Origin of the sequence: Pseudomonas sp. 22082, assembly GCF_052046055.1 — a bacterium.
Classification (GTDB): Bacteria; Pseudomonadota; Gammaproteobacteria; order Pseudomonadales; family Pseudomonadaceae; genus Aquipseudomonas; species Aquipseudomonas pharyngis.
The window spans coordinates 250,217-269,791 of record NZ_JBQEQB010000005.1; the positions used below are offsets into that span (position 1 = coordinate 250,217).

Here is a 19,575-nt window from a genome sequence, read left to right on the forward strand (position 1 = left end):
CAATCCTCTAGTCGAACTGTTCGGCGATGCTCTGCGGCACCGGGATCTGGATTTCCAGTAGTTGTTGGGCGAAGGCCTTGCCTTGCGGGTCGATGCGCAGGCTCGCCACGCCGCCGCCACCAAGGGCGTTTTCCAGCAGGAAGTTGAGGCTGTGGGTGCCCGGCAGATACCAGCGTTCGACCCGGCCGTGAATCGGATCGAGGACATGGTTCATCCAGTCGACGACCACCGCCGGGGTCAGCGCCTCGGCGATCCACGGCAGGTATTCGGGACGGCGCGGCATGACGCCGATGTTGCTGTGATTGCCCTTGTCGCCGGAGCGCGCCACGGCCAGTTTCACCAATGGCACGCTCGCGTCGGCGCGGCCCTGGGGTTTGGGCGTTTCATGGGGCAGGGGCAGATCCTGACTGTCGAGGGCGGTGGGGGCGGGGAGGGCGAACGGGTGAGATTCGCCGGCGATGTCGATTTGCAATGTGCAGGCGCTTTTGTCGATCAGGAACGAGAACAGCCGGATCAGCGGATACACCGTCGGCCGCCCGCCGACGATACCGGTCAGGCCCGGCGCCATGCCGGTGGCGGCCTGTGCGATCTCCCGGGAGAACAGGATCAAGGCTTGTTTGTTCGGGTGACGCACGGCGAGTTTGATCACCACTTCACGACTGTCCCGGCGCTGACCGTGAGGACCGTAGGTGGCTTCGCTGCCGAGCAGTTCGACGTGGGTTTCGGTGTAGGGCCCCAAGCCTTTCTGGTCGAGCATTTCCGAGGTCTTGTCGAGAATCGCCTGGCTGACGCGCCGGGCTTTCTCCACGGCATCGATGCCGGCGATCAGGCAACTGGCGGTGCAACGGAAACCGTCCGGATACGTTGCGCTGACCTTGTATTGGTCGCTGGGCGGCAGGCCTTTGGCACCGTGGACCCGGACGGCGTTCTTGCCTTGTTGCTGAAGTTTGACCTGGCTGAAATCGCAGACCACATCGGGCAACAGATAGGCCTGCGGATCGCCGATTTCGTAGAGCATCTGCTCGCCGACAGTCAGCGGCGTGACCAGCCCGCCGGAGCCCTCGGGTTTGCTGACGATGAACTGGCCATCGGCGCTGACCTCGACGATCGGGAAACCGATGTGTTCGTAGTCCGGCACGTCGCGCCAGTCGGTGAAGTTGCCGCCGGTGCACTGCGCGCCACATTCGATGATGTGCCCGGCCAAGGCGGCTTGCGCGAGTTTGTCGTAGTCGTGCCACGACCAGTCGAATTCATGCACCAGCGCGGCGCTGACCACGGCGCTGTCGACCACCCGGCCGGTGATGACGATGTCGGCGCCCAGACGCAGCGCTTCGACAATGCCCGGTGCGCCGAGGTAGGCGTTGGTCGACACGCACATCGGCGGCAGCGGGGCGCCGCTGAACATTTCCGTGATGCCTTGGGTGGCGAGTTGTTTGAACTGGGGTTGCAGGTCATCGCCTAGAAGCACGGCGATCTTCAGCACCACGCCAGCCTTGTCGCAGGCCGCTTGCAGCGCGGCGGCGCAGGCCTTTGGATTGACCCCGCCGGCATTGCTGATGACGCGAATGTTCTGTTCGGCCAGTTGCGGCAGCAGGGGCGCGAGGACTTCGATGAAATCGCCGGCGAACCCGGCCTGCGGATCCTTCATGCGGGCGCCGGCCATGATCGACATGGTGATTTCGGCGAGGTAGTCGAAGACCAGATAATCCAGCTGTCCTCCGGCCACGAGCTGCGCGGCAGCGGTGGAGGTGTCTCCCCAGAATGCGCTGGCGCATCCGATGCGAACCGTGGTGGGCATTTTGATCTCCGACTCAGGAACCTGTGACAGAAGTGCATCGAGACTACCAAGCAAGCGCTTGGTTTGTAAACGCTTGAAATTATCTTCTGCCCAAGCGCTTGCTTGGTCACCGCCGGCGGCTTAAATTGCCCGCGCAACCCCGCCGTTTCTGCGGCGTGCGGCGCATTTGACTGATCGACTGTAGGAGAGAACGGGTGGACGAGCAAAAAGCCCTGAGGGTCATGCGTGAACTGGTCGACGCCGGCCAGCTGACCGATCCGGACAGCGCTCGCGGCAAATTGCTGCAAGTGGCGGCCCACCTGTTCCGCAACAAAGGCTACGAGCGCACCACCGTGCGCGATCTGGCCGGTGCCGTGGGGATCCAGTCCGGCAGTATCTTTCATCACTTCAAGAGCAAGGATGAAATCCTGCGGGCGGTGATGGAGGAAACCATCCGCTACAACACCGCGCTGATGCGCGCAGCCCTTGCCGATGCCGCCGATGTGCGCGAGCGGGTGCTGGCGCTGATCCGCTGCGAATTGCAGTCGATCATGGGCGGCAGCGGCGAGGCGATGGCGGTGCTGGTGTATGAATGGCGCTCGCTGTCCGAGGACGGTCAGGCCAAAGTGCTGGCGCTGCGCGACATCTACGAAGACCTCTGGCTGCAAGTGCTGGGCGAGGCCAAGGAGGCGGGGTTCATCCGTGGTGACGTGTTCATTACCCGACGTTTTCTCACGGGTGCGCTGTCCTGGACCACCACCTGGTTCCGTGCCGGCGGCAGCCTGAGCCTGGATCAACTGGCCGAAGAAGCGCTGATTCTGGTGCTCGAAGAGCGCTAGGCGCTTTCTATCGGGCCGGGAAACTGGCTAACTTGGCGAAACCGCCTAGCTTGAATGCAATGATCGGTACTTTTTCGGGGAGTGGGGTGTTTTGAAGTCTTCGCCAATTCGGACGGCCGCCGGGCTGATGCTCGCAGCGCTGGCTGCACTATGGGTATTGCCCGCTCCGGCGGCGCAGGTGGTTCGAGTGGGCGCGGCGCATTTTCCGCCCTATACCATTCGCCCGGAAAATGGCGCCGACACCGGCCTGCTGCCCGAACTGGTCGCGGCTTTGAACAGCGCCCAGAGCGACTATCGCTTCGAACTGGTGCCCACCTCGATTCCTCGCCGGTTCGGCGATTTCAAGGACAGCCGCACTGACATGGCGATCTTCGAAAACCCTGAGTGGGGCTGGAAAGACATTCCCCACATCACCGTCGACATGGGGCTTGAGGACGCAGAGATTTTCGTCGCGCAGAACAAGCCCGGTCGCCAGCAGAATTACTTCGCCGATCTCAAGGGCAAACGGCTGGCGCTGTACAGCGGCTATCACTACGAATTTGCCAACTTCAATGCCGATCCCAAGTACCTCGCCGAAACTTACAGCGCCACGCTGACCTATTCCCACGACAGCAACCTGCTGATGGTCTTGCGCGGGCGCGCAGACATTGCGCTGGTGACCCGCTCGTACCTGTTCGATTACCTGCTGCGCAACGAAAAAGTGCGCGACGAGTTGCTGGTGTCCCAGCGCATCGACCAGATCTACCACCATTACGCGATTCTCAGTCCGAAGGCTCCGATCACCGGTGAAGCCTTCGGCAAGCTGCTGCAAGGCCTGCGCGACAACGGGCAGATGCTGAAGATCTTCGATCCGTACAAGATTGCGGTGGTGCCGGTGCCGCATCAATGAGCTGCGGTTTTTCGCGTCCGGCCTAAATTTCCCGCCCCGGCTCACGTCCCATCGTTGAACTGTCGACGATTATCGTGAGCCCGACCCATGTCCAATCTGAATGACCTGACTGCCTTGGCCTTGCCTTCGGGCAGCCAACTGGTAGCCGATGCCACCGAAAGCCGTCTGAGCCTGAGCCTGGACGGGCAACCGCTGATTCGCCTGCGCCTCGATCGTGAAGGTCAGGGGCCGATCCAGATCGATGAACGCTACGCGCTGCCACCCGGCCAGGCGCTGTGGGCAGCCTGTTATTGGCTGTTTGCCCGGGAGCCGGCGCGTCAGCAACTGATCTGGCAACTGGACCAGGCGCCGACCGAAGCCTTGCTCAGCGGCTTGCTGGTGAGCACTGAAGTGGCAGGCGAATATCGCTGCGAGCGCACGCTGTTCTGGCAACTGCCGCAACCGTGGCTGGGCAATTCGCTGACGGGCAGTTATCCGCAGCAAATGGTCATCAGCAACGGCAAGCGTCATCCGCTGCGACCGGTCAAACCGCGTGGGGAAGTCTATCGGCGTTTCGATGCGCGTCTCGGTGCCTGGATTTCCCTGCGAACGGTAGAGATCGAACAGGATCTGGCGCGCTTCAATCGTTGGCAGAACAGCCCGCGCGTCGCCAGCTTCTGGCAGGAGGAGGGTAGCCTCGAACAGCATCGCGAATACCTGAGCAAACTCGACGCCGATCCGCACACGCTGACCCTGATCGGTTGTTTCGATGATCAGCCGTTTGCCTATTTCGAAGCCTACTGGGCCAAGGAAGATCGCATTGCGCCGTTCTACGATGCCGACAATTACGATCGCGGCATTCACATGCTGGTCGGGGAAGAAGATCATCGCGGCCCGCACAAGGTGGCGAGTTGGCTGTCGGCGCTGGTGCACTACCTGTTTCTGGATGATCCGCGCACGCAGCGGGTGGTCGCCGAACCCCGTGCCGACAACGCGAAAATGATTGGCCACATGCACAACCAGTGCTTCCACTGCGAGAAGGAATTCGACTTCCCGCACAAACGCGCGGCGCTGATGATTCTCGGGCGCGAACGGTTCTTCGACCGCTGCACACTGGCGTGACATTGCGCTGAAAACAAAAAAGATCGCAGCCCTTCAACGAAGGCTGCGATCTTTTTTTTGCGGCCGATTTTTATCAGCGACGGTTTGCGGTCACTGCATCAGCGCGACTGCTCGACACCTTGCGGCAATGCACCAGCGCATCGCGAATCATGAAGTTGACCAGGGTCGGCGAAACGCCGAGTTCCTTGGCAATGTCCTTCTGCGGCACGCCGTGCAGGCGGTACATCTCGAAGGCGTAGCGGGTGCGAACTGGCAGCTCGGTCAGCGCGTCGGCAATGTGTTCCAGGGTCGAAAAGTTGATGTGTGAGGTTTCCGGCGAAGCGCCCTGAATGACCACGTTCAACCCTTCCTCCTCGGGGCCGGCGTACTTCTGCTCCAGCGCCTGTTTGCGGTAGTGATCGATCGCCAGGTTGCGCACGATCTGGAACAGATAACTCAGCTGGGCCTTGATCGACGACGTGATCGGCGGTGCCGATTGCAGTCGGAAGAACGCATCCTGCACCACATCTTCGGCGCGTGACCGGCAGCCGGTAATGCGGGCTGCAATCTTGACCAGAATCAGTCGATTGTCGACGAATGCCTGAAGTAGCGGTGAATCGCACCTGCTTGTGGATACTTGTTCCGTCATGGAAATCACCTTGCTGCCAATAGGTTAGTGGGACGCCTGGGGGCGGGGCCGTCCTACACATCGAGCGACAAATTATGTTGAATGATAATGATTGTCAATTGAGAAAGAGAACTAATGATCCATCGCACTCGCCCAAGCGCCCAGCCGCGTTGGCGATCCAGCCTGCCGACTAATTATTTCAAGACGTCATCCGTTCTCATTGGTGAATGGATCCGGGTGCGCAGCCCCGGACCTACCGCATTCCAGTGCCTTGCACGGTCGGCGAAGACCGTGTCCCGCATGCCTTGCATGGGCATGCCGCAGCCAACCCGATTCCACCAGCAAGCCGAATTCAGGCAGGAAACCTCATGACCGACGCGTTCGAACTCCCCAGCACCCTGGTCCAAGCCCTTCAGCGCCGTTCGGCCCTGACGCCGGATCGGCTGGCCTTGCGCTTTCTCGCCGAAACCGAGGAGCAGGCTGTGGTGCTCAGTTATCGCGAACTCGATCAGCGTGCGCGCACCATCGCCGCCGCGTTGCAGGCCGAGGCCGGATTCGGTGATCGCGCGGTGTTGCTGTTTCCCAGCGGCCCGGATTACGTCGCGGCGTTCTTCGGTTGCCTGTATGCGGGGGTGATCGCGGTGCCAGCCTATCCGCCGGAATCGGCCAAGCGTCACCATCAGGAACGCCTGCTGTCGATCATCGCCGACGCCGAGCCGCGCCTGCTGCTGACCAGCGCCGACCTGCGCGACGCCCTGCAGCAAATCGAAGGCGCGCCGCCGCTGTTGTGCGTTGACACCCTCGATGCTTCGCTGGCCGAACGCTGGGTCGAGCCGGCCCTGCCGACAGACCATATCGCCTTCCTGCAATACACGTCCGGCTCCACCGCGCTGCCCAAAGGTGTGCAGGTCAGCCACGGCAATCTGGTGGCCAACGAACTGCTGATCCGCCACGGTTTCGGTATCGACGTAAACCCCGATGACGTGATCGTCAGCTGGCTGCCGCTGTACCACGACATGGGCCTGATCGGCGGTCTGCTGCAACCGATCTTCAGTGGCGTGCCGTGCATCCTGATGTCGCCGGCGTATTTCCTCGGCCGGCCGTTGCGCTGGCTTGAAGCGATCAGCCAGTACGGCGGCACCATCAGCGGCGGGCCTGACTTCGCCTACCGTTTGTGCAGCGAACGAGTCAGTGAATCGGCGCTGGAGCGTCTCGACCTGAGCCGTTGGCGCGTGGCCTATTCCGGCTCCGAGCCGATCCGTCTCGACACCCTCGAACGCTTCGCCGAGAAATTCACCGCATGCGGTTTCAGCGAAAGCAGCTTCATGGCGTCCTACGGTCTGGCCGAAGCGACCCTGTTCGTCGCCGGCACACCGCGCGGCACAGGGATTCCAGCACTGCGCGTCGACGATCAAGCCCTCGCACAGAACCGCGCCGAAGCGGGCGAGGGCAGCCCGATCATGAGCTGCGGCATCAGTCAGCCGGAACATGCGGTGCTGATCGTCGAACCTAACACCCTCGAAGAACTGGCCGACAACGCCGTGGGTGAAGTCTGGGCCGCCGGCCCGAGCATCGCCCTCGGCTACTGGCGCAACCCCGAGGCCAGCGCCAAGACTTTCGTCCAGCACGCCGGCCAGACCTGGCTGCGCACCGGTGACCTGGGTTTCATCCGCGAAGGTGAACTGTTCATCACCGGTCGCCTGAAAGACATGCTGATCGTGCGCGGTCACAACCTCTATCCGCAGGATCTCGAAAAGACCGTCGAGAACGAAGTGGAAGTGGTGCGAAAGGGCCGCGTTGCGGCGTTTGCGGTCAATCAGAATGGCGAGGAGGGCATCGGCATCGCGGCGGAAATCAGCCGCAGCGTGCAGAAAATCCTGCCGCCCGAAGCGCTGATCAAAGCCATTCGCCAAGCGGTGGCCGAGGCGTATCAGGAAGCACCGAGCGTGGTGGTGCTGCTCAATCCGGGCGCATTGCCGAAGACTTCCAGCGGCAAGCTGCAACGTTCGGCCTGCCGCAATCGCCTGGCCGACCGCAGCCTCGACAGCTACGCGGTGTTCCCGTCGGCCACTGCGGAAATCGCTCTGGACTCGACGCCATCCGCCTCTGAACTGGAAGCGCTGATCGGCAAAGTCTGGGCCGAGCAACTCAACGTCAAACAGGTCAAGGCCGACGATCATTTCTTCCTGCTCGGCGGCAACTCGATCGCCGCCGCCCAGGTGATCGCCAAGATCCGCGAAGAACTGAGCCTGGAGCTGAACCTGCGCCTGCTGTTCGAAGCACCGACCCTGTCCGCATTCGCCGCTGCCGTGGCGCAACAGCAACAGGACGGCGGCAGCGCCCAAGGCGAAATCACCGCACTGTCGCGCAACGAAGCCTTGCCGCAATCCCTGGCGCAAAACCGACTGTGGATCACCTGGCAGCTCGACCCACAAAGCAGCGCCTACAACATCCCCGGTGCCCTGCGCCTGCGCGGCGAACTGGACGAAGACGCCCTGCGCGCCAGTTTCCAGCAACTGATCGAGCGCCACGAATCCCTGCGCACGCGCTTCTTCGAGTGCGACGGCGTAGCGCTGCAACAGGTCGAAGCGGCGGGTGAGTTCAACCTGCAACTGATCGACATCAGTGACCTGCCGGCCAGCGAACGTGAAGCCCGCGCACTACAGATCCGCGAGGACGAAGCCCGCACCCGGTTCGATCTGGAGAAAGGCCCGCTGCTGTGGGTGACGCTGGTGCGCCTCGAAGACGAAGATCACCAACTGCTGGTGACAATGCACCACATCATCGCCGACGGCTGGTCGCTGAACGTGTTGATCGACGAGTTCTCGCGCCTGTACGCCGCCGCGTCCCAAGGCCAGCGCGCGGAACTGGCGCCGCTGCCAACCCAATACGCCGACTACGGCAGCTGGCAGCGCCAATGGTTGGCGCAGGGCGAGGGCGAGCGGCAACTGGCGTACTGGAAAGCGCAGTTGGGCGATGAGCATCCGACTCTGGAACTGGCGACCGACCATCCGCGTTCTGCCAAACAAATTCACAGCGCCGCACGCCACAGCGTTCGCCTGGGGATCAGCCTCAGCGACGCCATTCGCCAGACGGCCCAGGCTTATCAGTCCACCCCGTTCATGCTGCTGCTCTCGGCCTTACAGAGCCTGTTGCATCGCTACAGCGGCCAGCGCGACATCCGCATCGGTGTGCCCAACGCCAACCGTCCGCGCCTGGAAACCCAGGGCCTGATCGGCTTCTTCATCAACACCCAGGTGCTGCGCGCCGACGTCGATTCGCGTCTGCCATTCACCGAACTGCTGGCGCAAACCCGTCAGGCGGCACTCGGTGCTCAGGCGAATCAGGACCTGCCGTTCGAACAACTGCTCGAAGCCTTCCCGCAGGCCCGCGAACAAGGCCTGTTCCAGGTCATGTTCAACCACCAGCAGCGCGACCTGAGTGCGCTCAAACGCCTGCCGGGCCTGCTCGCCGAAGAACTGCCGTGGCACAGCCGCGAGGCCAAGTTCGATCTGCAACTGCACAGTGAAGAAGACCGTAACGGTCGCCTGACGCTGTCCTTCGACTATGCCGATGAGCTGTTCGACGCCGCAACCATCGAGCGCCTCGCCGAGCATTTCAGCAACCTGCTGCGTGCTGTCTGCGAACGTCCGCAACAATCCATCGGCGATCTGCAACTGCTGACCGCCGCCGAAAATACTCAGCAAAGCGAATGGAGCATCGCTCCGTGCACCCCGGCGCAACAATGGCTGCCGGAATTGCTCAACGAACAGGCCCGTCAGATCCCGGATCGCACCGCACTGGTGTGGGACGGCGGCAGCCTCGACTTCGCCGAACTGCACGCGCAGGCCAACCGTCTGGCCCATTACCTGCGCGACAAAGGCGTCGGCCCGGACGTGTGCGTGGCTATCGCCGCCGAGCGTTCGCCGCAACTGCTGATCGGCCTGCTGGCGATCATCAAGGCCGGTGGCGCCTACGTGCCGCTGGACCCGGATTACCCGGCCGAGCGTCTGGCCTACATGCTCAGCGACAGCGGCGTCGAACTGCTGCTGACCCAGACGGCATTGCTCGACCGCTTGCCGGCCAGCGAAGGCGTCAGCGTGATCGCCATGGACACCCTGCACCTGGAAAACTGGCCGAGCCAGGCACCGGGTCTGCACCTGCACGGCGACAATCTCGCCTACGTGATTTACACCTCCGGCTCCACCGGCCAGCCGAAAGGTGTGGGCAACACGCATGCGGCGTTGGCCGAGCGTCTGCAATGGATGCAGAACACTTATCGCCTGAATGAAACCGATGTGCTGATGCAAAAGGCGCCGATCAGTTTCGACGTGTCGGTGTGGGAGTGCTTTTGGCCGCTGATCACCGGCGCGCGCCTGCTGATCGCCGGCCCCGGTGAACACCGCGATCCGCATCGCATCGCGCAGTTGGTTCAGCAATACGGCGTGACCACGCTGCACTTCGTGCCGCCGCTGCTTTCGCTGTTTATCGATGAACCACTGAGCGGCGAATGCACCAGCCTGCGCTGGGTTTTCTCCGGCGGTGAAGCGCTGCCGGCGGAACTGCGCAACCGCGTGTTGGCGCAACTGCCGGCGGTGCAACTGCACAACCGTTACGGCCCGACCGAAACCGCGATCAATGTCACCCACTGGCATTGCAGCGTGGCGGATGGCGAGCGTTCGCCGATTGGTCGTCCGCTGGGCAACGTGGTCTGCCGGGTGCTCGATAGCGATCTCAATCCTGTGCCGGCCGGTGTGCCGGGTGAACTGTGCATCAGCGGCATCGGCCTGGCCCGGGGTTACCTCGGCCGTCCGGCGCTGACGGCGGAGCGTTTCGTGGTCGATCCGCTGGGCGAGCAGGGCGCGCGTCTGTACCGCACCGGTGACCGCGCACGCTGGACCCACGATGGCGTGATCGAATACCTCGGCCGCCTCGATCAGCAGGTCAAACTGCGTGGTTTCCGCGTCGAACCGGAAGAAATCGAAGCCCGTTTGCTCACTCAGGATGGCGTCGCTCAGGCCGCCGTGCTGGTGCGCGACACCGTCGCCGGCCCGCAACTGATCGGCTACTTCACCGCCACCGACGCCAATGAAGATCAGGACCAGCAAATCGTTCGCCTGAAGACCGCACTGGCCGCCGAGCTGCCCGAATACATGGTCCCCGCGCAACTGATGCGCCTGGACGCAATGCCCCTGAGCCCGAGCGGCAAACTCGACCGCCGCGCCTTGCCCGAACCGCAATGGCAGGTGCGCGAACACGTCGAGCCGGTCACCGAGCTGGAACAACAGATCGCCGCGATCTGGCGCGAAGTGCTGGGCCTGAAACAGGTCGGCCTGCGCGACGACTTCTTCGCCCTCGGCGGTCACTCGCTGCTGGCCACGCAAATCATTTCCCGCACCCGTCAGGCCTGTGACGTCGAGCTGCCGTTGCGTGCCTTGTTCGAACACAGCGAACTGGGTGATTTCGCCGAGCAGATCCTTCAGATCCAGGCCAGCGGCCGCACCAACAAGCAGCCGCCGATCGACAAGGTTGATCGCAGCAAACCGGTGCCGCTGTCCTATTCGCAGCAGCGCATGTGGTTCCTCTGGCAGATGGAGCCGGACAGCCCGGCGTACAACGTCGGCGGTATGGCGCGCCTGCGTGGCGTGCTGGATGTCGGGCGTTTCGAGGCTGCGCTGCAAGCGCTGATCCTGCGTCACGAAACCCTGCGTACCACGTTCCCGAGCATCGACGGCGTGGCCCGTCAGCAGGTGCATGCCGAGACCGCCGTGCGTATGGACTGGAAGGATTTCTCGAAACTCGCCGCCGATGTGCGCGAGCAGAAGGTCCAGCAACTGGCCGACGATGAAGCGCACCTGCCGTTCGATCTCGAGACCGGCCCGCTGCTGCGCGCCTGCCTGGTCAAGACCGCCGAGCACGAGCATTACTTCGTCCTGACCCTGCACCACATCGTCACCGAAGGCTGGGCGATGGACATCTTCGCCCGGGAACTGAGCGCGCTGTACGAAGCGTTCGTCGATGATCGCGAATCGCCGCTGGAACCGTTGCCGGTGCAGTACCTCGACTACAGCGTCTGGCAGCGCAACTGGCTGGAGTCCGGCGAGCGTCAGCGTCAGCTCGACTACTGGACCGCGCAACTCGGCCGCGAACATCCACTGCTGGAACTGCCGGGCGACCGTCCGCGCCCACCGGTGCAAAGTCATCAGGGTGAACTGTTCCGTTTCGACCTCAGCGACGATCTCGCCGCGCGCGTTCGGGCGTTCAATGCGCAGAACGGTCTGACCCTGTTCATGACCATGACTGCTGCACTCGCGACCTTGCTTTACCGCTACAGCGGCCAGACCGATCTGCGGATCGGCGCGCCGGTGGCCAACCGGATCCGCCCGGAAAGCGAAGGCCTGATCGGTGCGTTCCTCAACACCCAGGTGCTGCGTTGCCAGCTCGACGGCCAGATGTCGGTCGGCGAATTGTTCGAGCAGGTGCGCCACACCGTGATCGAAGGTCAGTCCCATCAGGACCTGCCGTTCGATCATCTGGTTGAAGCGTTGCAGCCACCGCGCAGTGCCGCCTACAACCCGTTGTTCCAAGTGATGTGCAACGTGCAGCGCTGGGAATTCCAGCAGAGTCGCATGCTCGCCGGGATGACCGTTGAGTACCTGGCCAACGATGCGCGGGCGACAAAGTTCGACCTCAACCTGGAAGTCACCGACCTCGACCATCGCCTCGGTTGCTGCCTGACCTACAGCACCGATCTGTTCGACGAGCCGACGATTGCGCGCATGGCCAGGCACTGGCGCAACCTGCTGGAAGCGCTGATCGCCGACCCGCAGCAACGCCTCAGCGAATTGCCACTGCTCGATGCGCCTGAGCAACAGCAATTGCTCGACAGCCTTGGCGTCGAGCCGGGCGAGCGTCGTCTCGATCAGTGCATTCATCACCTGTTCGCCGAGCAGGCGCTGGCGCGTAAAGATGCGCCGGCCCTGACCTTTGCCGGGCAGACCCTGAGCTACGCCGAACTCGATGCCCGCGCCAATCGTCTGGCCTGGGCCCTGCGTGAGCGCGGTGTCGGTCCGCAAGTGCGGGTCGGTCTGGCGCTGGAGCGTTCGCTGGAAATGGTCGTCGGCCTGCTGGCGATCCTCAAGGCCGGCGGCGCCTACGTGCCGCTGGACCCGGAATACCCGCTCGACCGCCTGCATTACATGATCGAAGACAGCGGCGTCGGCCTGCTGCTCAGCGACCGCGCGATGTTCAAGGCCCTCGGCGAACTGCCGCCGAACGTGGCGCGCTGGTGCCTGGAAGACGACAGCGTCGCGCTGGCCGATTACCCGGCCACTGAGCTGCCATTCATCAGCCTGCCGCAGCATCAGGCGTACCTGATTTACACCTCGGGTTCCACCGGCAAGCCGAAAGGCGTGGTGGTGTCCCACGGTGAAATCGCCATGCATTGCCAGGCGGTGATCGAACGCTTCGGCATGCGTCCGGACGACTGCGAACTGCATTTCTATTCGATCAACTTCGACGCCGCCACCGAGCGCCTGTTGGTGCCGCTGCTCAGCGGTGCGCAGGTGGTGCTGCGTGCGCAAGGTCAGTGGGACGCGGAACAAATCTGCGGCCTGATCCGTGAACACCGGATCAATATTCTCGGCTTCACCCCGAGCTACGGCAGCCAGTTGGCGCAGTTCCTGGCGACGCAAAACGAGGTTTTGCCGGTGCGGATGATCATCACCGGCGGCGAGGCGCTGACCGGCGAACACCTGCAGCGGATTCGCGCGACATTCAAGCCGAGCCTGTTCTTCAACGCTTACGGCCCGACCGAAACCGTGGTCATGCCGCTGGCCAGCCTCGCGCCAGAAGTGCTGGAAGAGGGCGCCGGCAGTGTGCCGATCGGCAGCGTGATCGGTGATCGCGTGGCCTACATTCTCGACGCCGATCTGGCGCTGGTGCCGCAAGGCGCGACCGGTGAATTGTTCGTCGGCGGCGCCGGTCTGGCGGTGGGCTATCACGAGCGTGCGGGCATCACGGCCGAACGTTTCGTCGCCGACCCGTTTGCCGCCGCTGGCGGGCGCATGTACCGCACCGGCGACCTGGTGCGCCAGCGCGCCGACGGTCTGGTGGAATACTTGGGGCGGATCGACCATCAGGTGAAGATCCGTGGTTTCCGGATCGAACTGGGCGAGATCGAAACCCGCCTGCTTGATCACGACTCGATCCGCGAAGCCGTGGTGCTGGCGCTGGATGCGCCGAGCGGCAAGCAACTGGTCGGCTATCTCGTGACCGAGGTCGCTTCGCGAAGCGAAGCCGAGCAGGCCGAACTGCGCGACGCGCTGAAGGCGCACCTGAAGACGCAATTGCCGGATTACATGGTGCCGACCCATCTGATTCTGCTGGCGAGCATGCCGCTGACCGCCAACGGCAAGCTCGACCGCCGCGCCTTGCCGGCGCCGGATCCGGAGCTCAATCGTCAGGATTACGTGGCGCCAAGCAACGAGCTTGAGCAAACCCTGGCACAGATCTGGTGCGAAGTGCTCAACGTCGAGCAGGTCGGTCTGAACGACAACTTCTTCGAACTGGGCGGCGACTCGATCCTGTCGATTCAAGTGGTCAGCCGGGCGCGTCAGCAGGGCATTCATTTCAGCCCGCGTGATCTGTTCCAGCATCAGACCGTGCAGACCCTGGCGGCTGTCGCCAGTCGCAGTGAGACCGTGACCGCTGAGCAAGGTCTGGTAACGGGTGAATCGCGTCTGACACCGATCCAGCACTGGTTCTTCGACACCGAGATTCCCGAGCGTCAGCACTGGAACCAGGCGTTGCTGCTGGAGCCGACTGTGGCGCTGGAACCGCATCGTCTTGAGCAAGCGCTGTTGGCGGTGATCGAGCGGCATGACGCCCTGCGTCTGCGCTTCACCGAGGTCAACGGCGCATGGCAAGCAGCGCATCAACCGGTGTCCGATGCTGCCGTGCTGTGGCAGGTTCGCGTGCCGTCAATGGACAAGTGCGCGGCGCTGTTCGCCGACGCCCAGCGCAGTCTCGACCTTGCACAGGGGCCTCTGCTGCGTGCGGTGCTGGTCGATGGTCCGGACGGCCAGCAACGGCTGTTCATCGCGATTCATCACCTGGTGGTCGACGGTGTGTCGTGGCGTGTTCTGCTCGATGATCTGCAAACCGTGTACCGCCAGCTCGATACCGATCAGTCGCTGAAACTGCCGGCGAAAACCAGCGCCTTCAAGGACTGGGCGGCGCGCTTGCAGGCTTACGCCGGCAGCGAATCCCTGCGTGAAGAACTGAGCTGGTGGCAAGCGCAACTCGCCGGTCCGAATGCCGACTTGCCGTGCGAACGTCCTGAGGGCGGTCGCGAGAATCGTTACGCGCAAACCGTCAGCGTGCGACTGGATGCCGAGCGCACCAGGCAACTGCTGCAACAGGCACCGAGCGCCTATCGCACTCAGGTCAACGACCTGTTGCTGACCGCGCTGGCCCGCGTGCTGTGCCGCTGGAGCGGTCAGCCGTCAGCGCTGATTCAACTGGAAGGCCACGGCCGCGAAACCCTGTTCGACGAGATCGACCTGACCCGCACCGTCGGCTGGTTCACCAGCGCTTATCCGCTGCGCCTGACCCCGCACAATATCGAAGAGGCTGCGGGGCAGGGCGCTTCGATCAAGGCGATCAAGGAGCAACTGCGCGCCGTGCCGCACAAGGGGCTGGGCTATGGCGTGCTGCGTTATCTGGCCGATGACGCCAGCCGTCAGAGCATGGCGACGTTGCCGAGTGCGCCGATCACGTTTAACTACCTCGGCCAGTTCGACCAGAGCTTCGGCAGCGACGCGCTGTTCCGACCGCTGGATGAATCGGTCGGCGCCGCCCACGATCCGCACGCACCGTTGCCGAACGAGTTGAGTGTCGACAGTCAGGTGTATGGCGGGGAACTGCTGCTGCGCTGGACCTTCAGCGCCGAACGCTACGACGCGCATACCATCAACGACTTGGCCGATGCCTACGTCGGCGAGTTGCAGAGCCTGATCGAACATTGCCTGCAGGACGAGGCCGGTGGCCTGACGCCGTCGGACTTCCCGCTGGCAAAACTGACCCAGGCGCAGCTCGACGCACTGCCGGTGCCGGCGGCGCACATTGAGGACGTGTACCCGCTGACGCCGATGCAGGAAGGCATGCTGCTGCACACCTTGCTCGAACCGGGCACCGGTCTGTACTACATGCAGGATCGCTACCGCATCAACAGCGAACTCGACCCCGAGCGTTTCGCCCAGGCGTGGCAAGCGGTGGTCGCCCGTCACGAAGCGCTGCGTGCCTCGTTCTGCTGGAACGTCGGCGAAGACATGCTGCAAGTGATTCATACGCCGGGGCGCACGCCGATCGAGTACCTGGACTGGAGCGCCATCGCCGATGCCGAGCAGGAGCCGAAACTGCAAGCGCTGCTCAAGACCGAACGCGAGGCCGGGTTCGATCTGCTCAATCAGGCACCGTTTCACCTGCGCCTGATCAAGGTCGGCGCGGCGCGTTACTGGTTCATGATGAGCAACCACCACATCCTCATCGATGCCTGGTGCCGCTCGCTGCTGATGAACGATTTCTTCGAGATCTACACCGCCCTCGGCGAAGGTCGCGAAGCGCAACTGGCGGTGCCGCCGCGCTACCGCGATTACATCGGCTGGCTGCAACGCCAGAGCCTGGCCGAAGCGCGTCAGTGGTGGCAGCAGAACCTGCAAGGGTTCGAGCGCACCACGCCGATCCCGAGTGACCGTCCGTTCCTGCGTGAACACGCCGGCGAAAGCGGCGGCATGATCGTCGGCGACCGCTACACGCGACTGAGTGTCGAGGACGGCGCCCGTCTGCGTGAGCTGGCCCAGGCCCATCAACTGACCATCAACACCTTCGCCCAGGCGGCGTGGGCGCTGGTGCTGCGCCGCATGAGCGGTGATCGCGACGTGCTGTTCGGCGTGACCGTGGCCGGGCGCCCGGTGGAAATGCCAGAGATGCAACGCACCGTCGGCCTGTTCATCAACAGCATCGCGCTGCGGGTGCAGATCCCGGCGGACGATCAGCGTGTCAGCGTGCGCCAGTGGTTGAGCGGTCTGCTCGACAGCAACATGCAACTGCGCGAGTACGAATACCTGCCGCTGGTGAACATTCAGGAGCAGAGCGAACTGCCGAAAGGCCAACCACTGTTCGACAGCCTGTTCGTGTTCGAAAACGCCCCGGTGGAAGTGTCGGTACTGGACCGTGCGCAGAGCCTCAATGCGACCTCGGACTCGGGCCGTACCCACACCAACTTCCCGTTGACGGCGGTGTGCTACCCGGGTGATGACCTCGGTCTGCATCTGTCCTACGACCAGCGTTACTTCGACGAGTCGACCATCGAGCGCATGCTTGGCGAGTTCAAGCGTCTGCTGCTGGCACTGGTCGAGGGCTTCCATGGCGACATGGCCGACCTGCCGCTGCTGGGCTTTGATGAGCAGGAATTCCTGCTCCACGGCTGCAACCAGAGTGAGCACGACTATCCGCTGGAGCAGAGCTACGTCGAACTGTTCGAAGCGCAGGTCGCGCAACATCCGCAACGCATCGCCGCCAGTTGCCTCGATCAGCAACTGAGCTATGCCGAGCTGAACCGGAACGCCAACCGTCTCGGTCATGCACTGGTCGCGGCCGAAGTGCAGATGGATCAACCGGTGGCGTTGCTGGGTGAACGGAATCTGGATCTGCTGGGCATGATCATCGGCAGCTTCAAGGCCGGTGCCGGTTACCTGCCGCTGGATCCGGGCCTGCCGAGCCAGCGTCTGCAACGGATCATCGAGCTCAGCCGCACGCCGGTGCTGGTGTGCACCGAGGCTTGCCGTGAACAGGCGACGACCTTGCTGGATGAGTTCAGCTGCGCCAACCGCCCACGCTTGCTGGTGTGGGAGGAGGTTCAGGCCGGCGCGGTATCGTCGGCGAATCCGGGCATCTTCAGCGGCCCGGACAATCTGGCCTACGTGATCTACACCTCGGGCTCCACCGGGTTGCCGAAAGGCGTGATGGTCGAGCAGCGCGGCATGCTCAACAACCAGTTGAGCAAGGTGCCGTACCTGAACCTGAGCGACGCCGATGTGATCGCCCAGACCGCTTCGCAAAGTTTCGACATTTCGGTCTGGCAATTCCTCGCCGCGCCGCTGTTCGGGGCGCGGGTGGACATCGTGCCGAACACCATCGCCCACGATCCGCAAGGCTTGCTGGTGCATGTGCAACAGCAGGGCATCACCGTGCTGGAAAGTGTGCCGTCGCTGATCCAGGGCATGCTCGCTTCCGATCGCCTGAGCCTCGACGGTCTGCGCTGGATGTTGCCGACCGGTGAAGCAATGCCGCCGGAGCTGGCGCACCAATGGCTGCTGCGCTACCCGGACATCGGTCTGGTCAACGCCTATGGCCCGGCGGAGTGCTCGGACGACGTGGCGTTCTTCCGTGTCGATATGGCCTCGACTCGCGGCAGTTACCTGCCGATCGGTACGCCGACCGACAACAATTTGCTGTACCTGCTCGATGGCGCGCTGGAGCTGGTGCCGCTGGGTGCGGTGGGTGAGTTGTGTGTGGCGGGCACCGGGGTCGGTCGCGGTTATGTCAGCGATCCGCTGCGCACCGCGCCGGTGTTTGTGCCGAATCCGTTCGGTGCGCCGGGCGAGCGTCTGTACCGCACCGGCGACCTGGCGCGCCGCCGCAGTGACGGGGTGCTGGAGTACGTCGGCCGGGTCGACCATCAGGTGAAGATCCGCGGTTACCGGATCGAACTGGGTGAAATCGAGGCGCGTCTGCACGAGCAACCGGAAGTCCGTGACGGCGCGGTCGGCGTGCAGGAAGGCGTCAATGGCAAGCATCTGGTCGGCTATCTGGTCGCCTCCGATTCTGCACTGAACCAAAGCGAACGGCTGGAGCGAATCAAGCAGCGCCTGCGCGCGGAACTGCCGGAATACATGGTGCCGCTGCACTGGTTGTGGCTCGACCGGTTGCCGCTGAACGCCAACGGCAAACTCGATCGCAAGGCCTTGCCGGCGCTGGAGATCGGCCAGTTGCAAAGCCAGGATTACCTGGCGCCACGCAGCCATCTGGAACAGACCCTGGCCGATATCTGGGCCGAGGTGCTGAAGGTCGAGAAGGTCGGGGTACGCGACAACTTCTTCGAACTGGGCGGCCACTCGCTGCTCGCCACGCAGATTGCCTCGCGGGTGCAGAAAGCCCTGCAACGGGACGTGCCGCTGCGAGCGATGTTCGAATGCAGCACGGTGGAGGAACTGGCCGGGTACATCGAAGGACTGGCGGCCAGCGACATTACCGAGGAGAAGGTTGATCGGTTGAATGACCTGATGGCGGAACTGGAGGGGCTGTAAAGCACAGCCTGCGGCAATGGCTACCGAAACATGAGTTTTGCTGTGGCCGTTGTCGCAAATCGGGCTTTGTAATCCTTTCATATCATTGACGGCCGAGGCGCGCCCGCTCAGTCTTCGTGCTCCAGTTTCTTTGCCACGGGGGTTATCCATGCCTTTTTTCACGGTTGACGGACAGGCGCTTCACTACATTGATCAAGGCACGGGCCCGGCGGTGTTGTTGGCCGGCAGCTACCTGTGGGACCAGGCCATGTGGGCCCCGCAAATCGCAGCGCTGTCGGCGAACTACCGGGTGATTGCCCTGGATCTGTGGGGCCATGGCGAATCCGGGCGCTTGCCGCAAGGCACCGCTTCGCTGGACGACATCGCCCGTCAGGCACAGGCGTTGCTCGATCATCTGGACATCGACCGGGTGACCCTGGTCGGGTTGTCGGTCGGCGGCATGTGGGGCGTGCGCCTGGCACTGTCGGCGCCGCAGCGGCTCAACGGTCTGGTGCTGATGGACACTTACGTCGGCGTCGAGCCGGAGCCGACCCGCCAGTACTATTTCTCGCTGTTCAAACAGATCGAGGAAAACGGCGGGATCTCCGAGCAACTGCTGGATATCGTGGTGCCGATCTTCTTCCGGCCGGGCATCGATCGGGCGTCGGCGCTGTATCAGGATTTCCGCGCAAAACTCGCCGGCTATTCGGCCGAACGCCTGCGCGACAGCATCGTGCCGATGGGACGCATCACCTTTGGCCGTGACGACCTGTTGCCGCGTCTGGGCGAGCTGAACGCGGCGACCACGCTGGTGGTCTGCGGCGATCAGGACAAACCACGCCCGCCGTCGGAAGCACGGGAAATGGCCGAGTTGATTGGTTGCCCGTGTGTGCTGGTGCCGGAAGCGGGGCATATCTCCAATCTGGAGAATCCGTCGTTCGTGACCGACACGCTGCTGAAGTTTCTGACTGAGCTGAAGTAACGAAAACGCCCACGCATTGCGTGGGCGTTTT

Annotated in this window: 7 protein-coding genes; 5 read left to right on the forward strand and 2 right to left on the reverse strand. The window is 63.3% G+C overall.

What is annotated here, in order from left to right; translation table 11 throughout:
• Positions 1-7: 7 nt before the first annotated feature.
• Positions 8-1,798, reverse strand: a complete 1,791-nt coding sequence (locus ACTJK9_RS08520; protein ID WP_440813307.1) for an acyclic terpene utilization AtuA family protein — start codon at positions 1,796-1,798, stop codon at positions 8-10.
• A gap of 194 nt (positions 1,799-1,992) precedes the next feature.
• Between ACTJK9_RS08520 and ACTJK9_RS08525 the strand changes: the two genes are divergently transcribed.
• From ACTJK9_RS08525 to ACTJK9_RS08535, 3 genes are all read left to right on the forward strand, one after another.
• Positions 1,993-2,616, forward strand: coding sequence for a TetR/AcrR family transcriptional regulator (locus tag ACTJK9_RS08525; RefSeq protein ID WP_007955773.1), 624 nt, complete (start codon positions 1,993-1,995; stop codon positions 2,614-2,616).
• Between the two features lie 91 nt (positions 2,617-2,707).
• Complete coding sequence (locus ACTJK9_RS08530; protein WP_064598245.1) at positions 2,708-3,505, forward strand: substrate-binding periplasmic protein; 798 nt, start codon at positions 2,708-2,710, stop codon at positions 3,503-3,505.
• Between the two features lie 87 nt (positions 3,506-3,592).
• On the forward strand, positions 3,593-4,606 hold the full coding sequence (locus ACTJK9_RS08535; protein WP_440813310.1) for a GNAT family N-acetyltransferase: 1,014 nt from the start codon (positions 3,593-3,595) through the stop codon (positions 4,604-4,606).
• A gap of 73 nt (positions 4,607-4,679) precedes the next feature.
• Here ACTJK9_RS08535 and ACTJK9_RS08540 read toward each other — a convergent pair whose 3' ends face one another.
• Positions 4,680-5,234: an RNA polymerase factor sigma-70 gene (locus ACTJK9_RS08540; RefSeq protein ID WP_011335256.1), complete on the reverse strand. Its 555-nt coding sequence runs from the start codon at positions 5,232-5,234 to the stop codon at positions 4,680-4,682.
• A 347-nt stretch (positions 5,235-5,581) separates the two neighbouring features.
• On the opposite strand from ACTJK9_RS08540, the gene ACTJK9_RS08545 reads away from it, so the two are divergent.
• Together ACTJK9_RS08545 and ACTJK9_RS08550 are read left to right on the forward strand one after the other, a co-directional pair.
• Positions 5,582-18,583, forward strand: coding sequence for a non-ribosomal peptide synthetase (locus ACTJK9_RS08545; RefSeq protein WP_440813312.1), 13,002 nt, complete (start codon positions 5,582-5,584; stop codon positions 18,581-18,583).
• 148 nt (positions 18,584-18,731) lie between these two features.
• Complete coding sequence (locus tag ACTJK9_RS08550) at positions 18,732-19,544, forward strand: alpha/beta fold hydrolase (protein ID WP_085612239.1); 813 nt, start codon at positions 18,732-18,734, stop codon at positions 19,542-19,544.
• Positions 19,545-19,575: the final 31 nt, after the last annotated feature.

Coding starts and splice junctions, on each gene's coding strand:
- ACTJK9_RS08535 (WP_440813310.1), top strand. CDS start 3,593: ATGTCCAATCTGAATGACCTGACTGCCTTGGCCTTGCCTTCGGGCAGC.
- ACTJK9_RS08545 (WP_440813312.1), top strand. CDS start 5,582: ATGACCGACGCGTTCGAACTCCCCAGCACCCTGGTCCAAGCCCTTCAG.
- ACTJK9_RS08550 (WP_085612239.1), top strand. CDS start 18,732: ATGCCTTTTTTCACGGTTGACGGACAGGCGCTTCACTACATTGATCAA.
- ACTJK9_RS08520 (WP_440813307.1), bottom strand. CDS start 1,798: ATGCCCACCACGGTTCGCATCGGATGCGCCAGCGCATTCTGGGGAGAC.
- ACTJK9_RS08540 (WP_011335256.1), bottom strand. CDS start 5,234: ATGACGGAACAAGTATCCACAAGCAGGTGCGATTCACCGCTACTTCAG.